The following is a 7,519-nucleotide window of genomic DNA, read 5'->3' on the forward strand; positions in this document are numbered from 1 at the left end:
ACGCGCACGGCCGGCCGGGGCCCTGACGGCACCCCTCGCGAGCGGGCGGCAGCAACGGAGCCGCCCGCTCCGCCCTGTCACTCTGCCGAGCACACCCCGCCTCAGCCCCACCGCCGAGCAGCTCACCCGAATACTGCTCCACCAAGCCCGCACTCTCACCAGCCGGAGTGCGTCGAACGACCTCGTGCACGATGAGTATGCGGGTGCACCAGCGGAGCCTGCTGTCAAGAGGCGAAGCTTTGACCAGCGTTGGATGCGCTTGAAGAGGGGTGTCAACTCTTATCGTGCGCGAGGTCGCAAGAATGCCCGACTATGATGTTGTTATGACTTCAACTATGCTGATCCGCATGGTGGTGGGTCTCTCTACGGGAGCGTAAAGCAGCAGCCTTGTGCCGCAGTAGAAATATCTGGCAAGGCCCGGCGTTGCGGTGGTCTCAGTCGAGTACCAGCCGACGCCGGGAAGGCTCACTCCCCATCGCACCCGAAGAATATGGAGCTGTGCAGCATGGATGAAGCCGTAGTGATACACGGCGTCCACGATCCGGCCTTCGGCCCGGTGAAAGAAGAATTCGCACGGAATTTTGCAGAACGTGGTGAAGTGGGTGCTGCTGTATCCGTTGTATTGAACGGTGAAGTCGTGGTCGACCTGTGGGCCGGCTGGGCCGACAAGGAGCGTCGCCGGCCATGGCACAGCGAGACGCTGACCAATGTGTGGTCTGCGGGCAAGGGTGTGACGGCTGTCGTCGCGCACCAGTTGGCCGACCGGGGCGAGCTTGATCTTGATGCCCCGGTCACGGCGTACTGGCCAGAATTCGGCGCCGCCGGGAAGCAGGACATCCCGGTGCGGTGGCTCCTGTCACACCGCTCGGGAGTCTGCGGCGTGGACCTCACCCATCGGCTCCAGGTTTCCGACCTCTACGACTGGGAGCGGATGAGCTCCTTGCTCGCGGTTCAAGAGCCGTTTTTCGAGCCCGGATCGGTGAGCGGGTACGGGGCACTCTCGTACGGCTATCTGGTGGGTGAGGTCGTCCGGCGTGCCACCGGTAGCACCATCGACGTCCTGTGCGCTGAGAACGTGGCCGGCCCGCTGGGTGCTGACTTCCATCTCGGCCTGAGTACGGCGGATCTCGACCGTTGCTCCGAGATGATCGAGCCCGTCCCGAATCCAGAACTGGAGTCGGCTTTGGCGGCCGCGTTCGCTTCGGCGGGACCCGCTGCGCAGGCGGCACTGCTCAATCCGCGCCCTCTGGGACGCCACGCCAACGCGATCGAGTGGCGTCGAGCGATCATTCCCTCGGCAGGTGCCCATGCCACGGCCCGAGCGCTCGCAACGATCTACGGAGCGCTGGCGGACGAGTCGGGAAAGCTGCTGTCCACTTCGGCCCTTGAAAGGGCGAGGGCAGGTCAGGGACGCTGTGTCGACGTTGTCGCCGGCGTGGGAGGTGAGTTCGCCCTTGGATTCACCCTTGGTAGCGACGAACACAGCTTCGGCCCCAACGCTCTGGCGTTCGGCCACGACGGCTTCGGCGGCTCGACGGGATTCGCCGATCCGGAGGCCGGGATCGGCATGGGCTATGTCATGAACCAGATGGGGCCACTCCTGCGTGACGATCCCCGCAAGATGGCGCTGGTCCATGCCGTCCATCGAAGCCTGGCCGGCCGATAGCCCTCGTCCCGCCCTCTGAAGTCGGCCTGTACTCTCCTGTGGCCGCGGGGGTCACACCGGCAGGGAGTGCAGGCCGCGCAGTACGTCGGTGTGTGCGACGAAGCCGCGGCAGGAGCCGGTGCGTCCCTTCGGTGGGAAGACGCGGCACAGCACAGCTCCGGTAAGGGCGGCGGTACCGCTCGGATCCGTCGCTCGCGGCGAGGGCGGCAGGCAACTGACGGCTCCCGTCCGCGCCACCGTGAACCCCGGCGTGTCCACCGTGGCCTGACAGGTCATCGCCGAGGGCGGTGACGTGACGAGCGCCGCGTTCTGCTTCGCGGTCGGAGCCGCCTGGGCCCCGGGCACCGAAGGCGCCGCTCACGTACGAGACAGTGCCGACAGCCCCGATCCACCTCATTGGGTCAGCCGCTGTAAGTCGTACCGGGTCGGCGTGTCCTGTTGCGCCGGGTCGACGAGGTCTCAGGGGTGCACAACCACCACCTTCCCCTTGGCCTCATTGGCCTCCATGATCCGATGAGCTTCGCGGATCTCGTCAAAAGTGAAGACCCTGGCCGGCTTGACGTCCAGTCGGCCGCTCGCCGCCTCGGCAGCGATCTGCTGGAGAGGGACGTCAGACAGCGGGAAGCCCGGGCTCCCGAACACAAAGCTCCCGAAGAACGTCAGGTAGACACCGCTCGACATCTGCAGGAGTGGATTGAAGTCGCGGACCGGGTCCAGCCCTCCGAGCCAACCGGCCAGGCAGGAGCGGCCGCCCCGGCGAAGCATGGCGAGAGAGTCGAGAAAGACGCTGTTGCCGACCAGATCGAGCACGGCGTCGATCTCCTTGGCCTCCGGGATGTGCTCGGACAGGTCAGTCCGCTCAATCTCGCAACGCTCGGCCCCAAGCCGCTCAAGCAGGGCGAAACGCTCGCGGCTGCGGGTTGTAGCGATCACACGCACGCCGGCGTTCACCGCCAGCTTCAGTGCGGCCTGCCCGAAGGACGATGTCGCCCCTCTGATGACCAGAAGCTCGTCTTTCTTGACCTCCAGGTTCCGGAACAGGCAAGTCCACGCTGTGGCATAGCTCTCAGGGATCGCAGCCAACTGTTCCCAAGGCAGATCCGATTCGATCAGGGCGACGTTGGACGCGGGAACTCGCGTGTACTCGGCATAGCTCCCGTTGATCGTCCGCCCCAAACCGCCCATGAGTGCGGCAACCTTTGCCCCGACGGGGAACTCCCCGCCGGGACAGGACGTGACGATGCCAACACACTCGATGCCGCTCACCGGGGCCGCCTCGGCCCACTCACCCCGACGCATATGAAGCTCGGCGTGGTTCACTCCGAACGCATTGACCTGGATGACCACATGTCCGGGAAGGGGGCGTGGGTCCGGGATCTCCTTGTACACAAGACTGTCGAGACCGCCGAATTTCTCAAGAACGATGGCACGCATGACGGTTCTCCTGGAGGGAGTTGTTTACGAAACAGATGGCGATTTCTTCAAGTCCCCACCCGTGAACCACCACGTCGCGCCACCCGGGGCCCGACTCGGGGACCACCCCGCTCTATCTAACCCTCTAACCCGAGTTAGACAGTTAGATTCAAACAGGAGCAGTCTAACTTGTCAATGTGGTTCCGGTGGTTAGTCAGACCATCCCCTGTCCCACGACCCCACTGCACCGCCGACCTACAGGAACCCCACGCCGCGAAGGGCGCGCACAGCAGACCCGGCACCCCGCCGCCCCCGGCAGCCCGAAGAGGTGGGCACCCGATCGATCCCGCCAGCAACCAGGCAGGCGATGCAGATATGCCACAGACCGACACGACAGTGAGATAACCGCACAGATGCACTCTCTCACGCAGAGTGGTCATACCATCCGGAAGGCCACCCCACTCCCTTCCATCGCATCATGAAATCCCGGGTGAACGGGTTGACCATCACGGTGGCAACTCCGCGGACTCCGATGCCCAGTTGCTCTGATCGACGGCGCACGGTTGGCGGTGAGGCGCGAAGGTTTCCACATGGCTGCGTGTTCACATCTGCCGCACCGAGTCCAGGTCCGCGGTCTGCTGGCGGAGGAGTCCGCGTGCTCGACTCCCTCGACAAGCCAGCACATCTCCGGAAGAAGCGGAGCCGAGCCAGCCATCGCCCCATCGACGTGGACCCACAGACCGTACTCACGTACCAGGGGAGCGAACTCGGCAAGGAGATCGACCGCGGTGGTCGCGGTCCTGCCGAGGCTGACGACGACGGCGGCCGGCCGCCAGTCGTCCTTGAGTATCTGCTCCAACACCTGTGGAAGCATCACAAAGAGATAGGGGTCGACGTCGACCAGTCACATGGGCGAGGCCGAAGCCGGCGAGGGCTACCGCTGCGGCAATCGATGAGTGCGCTTGCTCGGTGGCGTAGACCGTCAGCGGTGCCGGTTCCACCTGCAAGCCGCCGCGAGCCTCCGAGTAACCGGCGCCCCGCTCCCGTGCGGACCAGCGCCTCGATCAGTGCCGTCTTACCGGAGCCGATGGGCCCACCGATGCCGATCCTGGCGATACCCGGTGCCCGGACGTCGGCGAACCGGGGTGCCGGGACGTGGTCGTGACCATGGCCATGGGGACCATCATGTGCGTCTCTTTCCTAGCCGGCGAACAGCCGAAGTTGGGATTCCTCATGCCGCATCGCCGTGACGTCCAGCAGCAGCGTGCAACCGGCGATGCCGTGGGCGCCTTGTCGATGGCGGACAGCCGCGGCATCGGCCATGACCGGGCGCACGTCGTGCAGCGCCACGCCAATGCCACACCCGTCAGCCCCGGCGTCCGTCGACAGTGCGGATGTCCGCATTCCTGCTCCTAGCCTGATCTCGGCGGAAGCGGGCCGGCGTCGTGCCCAACTGGGCTCGGAACGCTCGGGAAAAGGCGGATTCGGACTGGTAGCCGACCTGGCCGGCGATGGTGGCGACTGTGGCATCCGTGCTGTCGAGCAGCTCGGCCGCGGTCATCAGCCGGGCTTTGGCGAGGAAAGCTCCGACTGTCATCCCTGTCTCCTGACTGAAGTGCCGCAGGAACGTGGCACGCGACATCGCCGCCGCACGGCTGAGCCGGTCGATGGTCCAGTCGGCCCCGGGGTCGTTCAGCACGCCTTCGACGGCCCTGGCGATGCGGCCGTTGACCGCCGCGGTCCACAGCGTGGCCGTGGTGGCGCTGCCTCGTGAGGTCCGCAACGTCATCGCCAGGAGCACGGTGCACAGGGCCGAGAGGATCGCCGAGGTTCCTTCGCCCTCGCGACGCGCCTCGCCGCGCATCAGAGCGCCCAGCATGCGCAGCACCTCCCTGCCCTCGGCGCACTGCCCGAACGAGACGTGTACCGGATTGGGCAGGCTCCTCAGCAGCACCGAACCGGCCCCCACGTCGAACGTGTAACGCCCGCAGAACAGGTCGATCACTGGCGCGCCGCCGCCTTCGCTGTACGTGCTGACGAACACGTCGCCGTGCGTCTCGGTCGTACTGCGCAGACCGCCTTCCCCAGACGTGGTCACCTGGTGGGGGACACCGCTCGGAATGATCACGACATCCCCCGCACGCAGGTCGAGCACGGTGGTCCCGACCTGCAAGCGGCACTCTCCCTCCAACAGCACATGGAACGGCGCCTCCTGCTCGCGGTACGGGGGCACGTCCATGCGGGTGCCCTCGCTCAGCAGGCAGCGCCTGTCCAGACTGGCCCTGAGCCGCGCCATACGCAGCAGGTGGCTGACGGAGTCCATGGTGAGACTTTCGGGTGGAAAAGTGAAACGAGTGCGCCTAGTTGTACCACCTGTGGATTCATAGATTCGACGTATGGAAACCACCACAGCGATCACGGCGGATGTCCTGGTCGTGGGCTTCGGCAAGGGCGGTAAGACCGCTGCGCACGTCCTCACAGACGCGGGCCGTCGGGTCGTCTTGATCGAGCAGTCCGAGAACATGTACGGCGGAACCTGCCCCAATGTGGGCTGCGTCCCGACCAAGATGCTCGTTCACTACGCGAACACAAGGCGCCCGGAGGACGACGCACAGAAGTTCTTCGCCAACTCGACCGCCGGTGTCCGCGCGCTCACCAGCGCCTTCCGTGCCGGCAACTTCGAAGCGCTGAACAGCAAGGATACCGCCACGGTCATCACCGGTGCCGCTCATTTCGTTGACGCGCACACCGTGGCCGTCGGGGAGGGCGACCATCGGATCACCGTGACCGCCCCGACGATCCTGATCAACACCGGTTCCGAACCCGTGATGGCACCGATTCCTGGTCTCGCGGCCAGCCCTCACCTGGTCAGCAGCACGGAGCTGATCCGCACGGACAACCTGCCCGAGCGCCTCGTGGTCCTGGGAGGCGGGTACCTCGGTCTGGAGTTCGCGTCCATCTACCAGCGCTTCGGTACGCACGTTACCGTCCTGGAGGCGTCCGGCCGGCTTCTTCCGAGGGAGGACGAGGACATCGCCGAGGCTGTCACGGAGATCCTCACCGGCGACGGTGTCCATGTCATCACCGGCGCAGACATCACCGAGGTGAGGGACAGTGGGGCCGTCTCGACGATCGTCTACGAAAAGGCCGGACGGAAGCACACCGTGGAGGCCGGCGCACTGCTGCCCGCCACGGGACGCCGTGCCGTGACCGCCGCTCTGCGGCTCGACGCCGCGGGTGTCCAGACCACTCCGAAGGGCGCGATCACGGTCGACGAGCACCTCCGCACCAGCCAGCCGCACATCTACGCACTTGGCGACGTCAATGGCGGCGAGCAGTTCACCTACATCTCACTCGACGACGCCCGCATCGTCCTCGACCAACTGCTCGGCGAAGGCAAGCGGAGCACGGCCGACCGCAGGGCCGTCCCCCACACCCTGTTCATCACGCCACCGCTCGCCACGGTGGGGCTGACCGAGTCCCAGGCCCGGGCCCAGGGGCTGAACATCAGGGTCTCGCGGGAGAAAGTCGCTGACATCGTGGCCATGCCCCGCGCCTACACGGTCGAGGAGACCCGCGGTGTGATGAAGTTCGTCGTGGACGCGGACACCGACCTCATCCTCGGAGCCGCCCTGCTGGCCATCGACGCGCAGGAGGTCATCAACACCGTCGCACTGGCCATGCGGCACAACATCACGGCCAGTGAGCTGCGCGACTCGATCTACACCCACCCGAGCTCCACGGAAGCGTTCAACGAGGTCTTCGACAAGGTGATCTCCTGACAATGGAGGATGGCCCACCCGCCGCCCGCTTTCGATGGCGGCAAGGCCACTGGCCAGTCGGCGGGTGGGGTACGTAACCGTCGCTCCCCTTCCGTGAAGGAATGAGCGGCGGCGGCCGCAGACCCGTATGCGTGAATGACGAATCGGACCTCCACCTCGGACCCTCGCAGTAGGGTCTGCCATTCGCATCATCATTGGAAAACCCAGGAAAGTCATATCCTGCGAATCCGGGATCGCGTACGGTTCGTGCCCTAGTCTGGAAGATCCCCGATTGGCTTTGGAACGTTATGGCGGACGATAAATCAGCAGCATAGATGTTCCCTTTGGATCGCGGTACGCAACCGCGAATGCTGAATCCTGGCCGAGAAGGATGATGCGGAAATAAGGGACAGGTTCAGAAGGGCGACACGATCGTCAGGACCACGAGCGGTCCAGGTGCTCTGACCGTCGCGGACACCGATAGTCTGCTCAATACCCCACCCCATGACGTCGGCAAGCTGCAGCAGGCCCTCCGTATCCGCGCGCTGAGCCCTGGATGGCGCCGGCCCCTCAGGGATATGACGGAAACCGCCGGTGACTCCCCGAGGAAGCTTCGACGGCTGTGCGGGTTGCGGGGTCGGCTGGACAGGCTTCCGGCGGATGCGTGTTGTGCGGACGC

General features: G+C 65.5%; 7 protein-coding genes. 3 read left to right on the forward strand and 4 right to left on the reverse strand.

What is annotated here, in order from left to right:
• Positions 1 to 505 precede the first annotated feature (505 nt).
• On the forward strand, positions 506 to 1,666 hold the full coding sequence (locus IE313_RS34400; RefSeq protein ID WP_189939290.1) for a serine hydrolase domain-containing protein: 1,161 nt from the start codon (positions 506 to 508) through the stop codon (positions 1,664 to 1,666).
• A 459-nt stretch (positions 1,667 to 2,125) separates the two neighbouring features.
• Here IE313_RS34400 and IE313_RS34405 read toward each other — a convergent pair whose 3' ends face one another.
• From IE313_RS34405 to IE313_RS34425, 4 genes are all read right to left on the reverse strand, one after another.
• The gene (locus IE313_RS34405) at positions 2,126 to 3,100 is read right to left on the reverse strand and encodes a zinc-binding alcohol dehydrogenase family protein (protein ID WP_189939292.1); all 975 of its coding nucleotides are present in this window, start codon (positions 3,098 to 3,100) and stop codon (positions 2,126 to 2,128) included.
• 415 nt (positions 3,101 to 3,515) lie between these two features.
• Complete coding sequence (locus IE313_RS36570) at positions 3,516 to 3,953, reverse strand: pyridoxal-dependent decarboxylase (RefSeq protein WP_373317132.1); 438 nt, start codon at positions 3,951 to 3,953, stop codon at positions 3,516 to 3,518.
• A gap of 326 nt (positions 3,954 to 4,279) precedes the next feature.
• Entirely contained in the window at positions 4,280 to 4,429 is a 150-nt protein-coding gene (locus tag IE313_RS34420; protein WP_189939296.1) for an urease accessory UreF family protein, read from the reverse strand.
• A 16-nt stretch (positions 4,430 to 4,445) separates the two neighbouring features.
• Positions 4,446 to 5,402, reverse strand: coding sequence for an AraC family transcriptional regulator (locus IE313_RS34425; RefSeq protein ID WP_189939298.1), 957 nt, complete (start codon positions 5,400 to 5,402; stop codon positions 4,446 to 4,448).
• 73 nt (positions 5,403 to 5,475) lie between these two features.
• Between IE313_RS34425 and IE313_RS34430 the strand changes: the two genes are divergently transcribed.
• Both IE313_RS34430 and IE313_RS36575 read left to right on the forward strand, forming a co-directional pair.
• Positions 5,476 to 6,861, forward strand: a complete 1,386-nt coding sequence (locus IE313_RS34430) for an FAD-dependent oxidoreductase (protein ID WP_189939300.1) — start codon at positions 5,476 to 5,478, stop codon at positions 6,859 to 6,861.
• Positions 6,862 to 7,301: 440 nt separating this feature from the next.
• Positions 7,302 to 7,519: 3-alpha domain-containing protein (locus tag IE313_RS36575; RefSeq protein WP_373317133.1), on the forward strand; the 218-nt coding region annotated here is incomplete at its 3' end.

It is taken from the genome of Streptomyces sulfonofaciens (assembly GCF_014656295.1).
Taxonomy (GTDB): Bacteria; Actinomycetota; Actinomycetes; order Streptomycetales; family Streptomycetaceae; genus Streptomyces; species Streptomyces sulfonofaciens.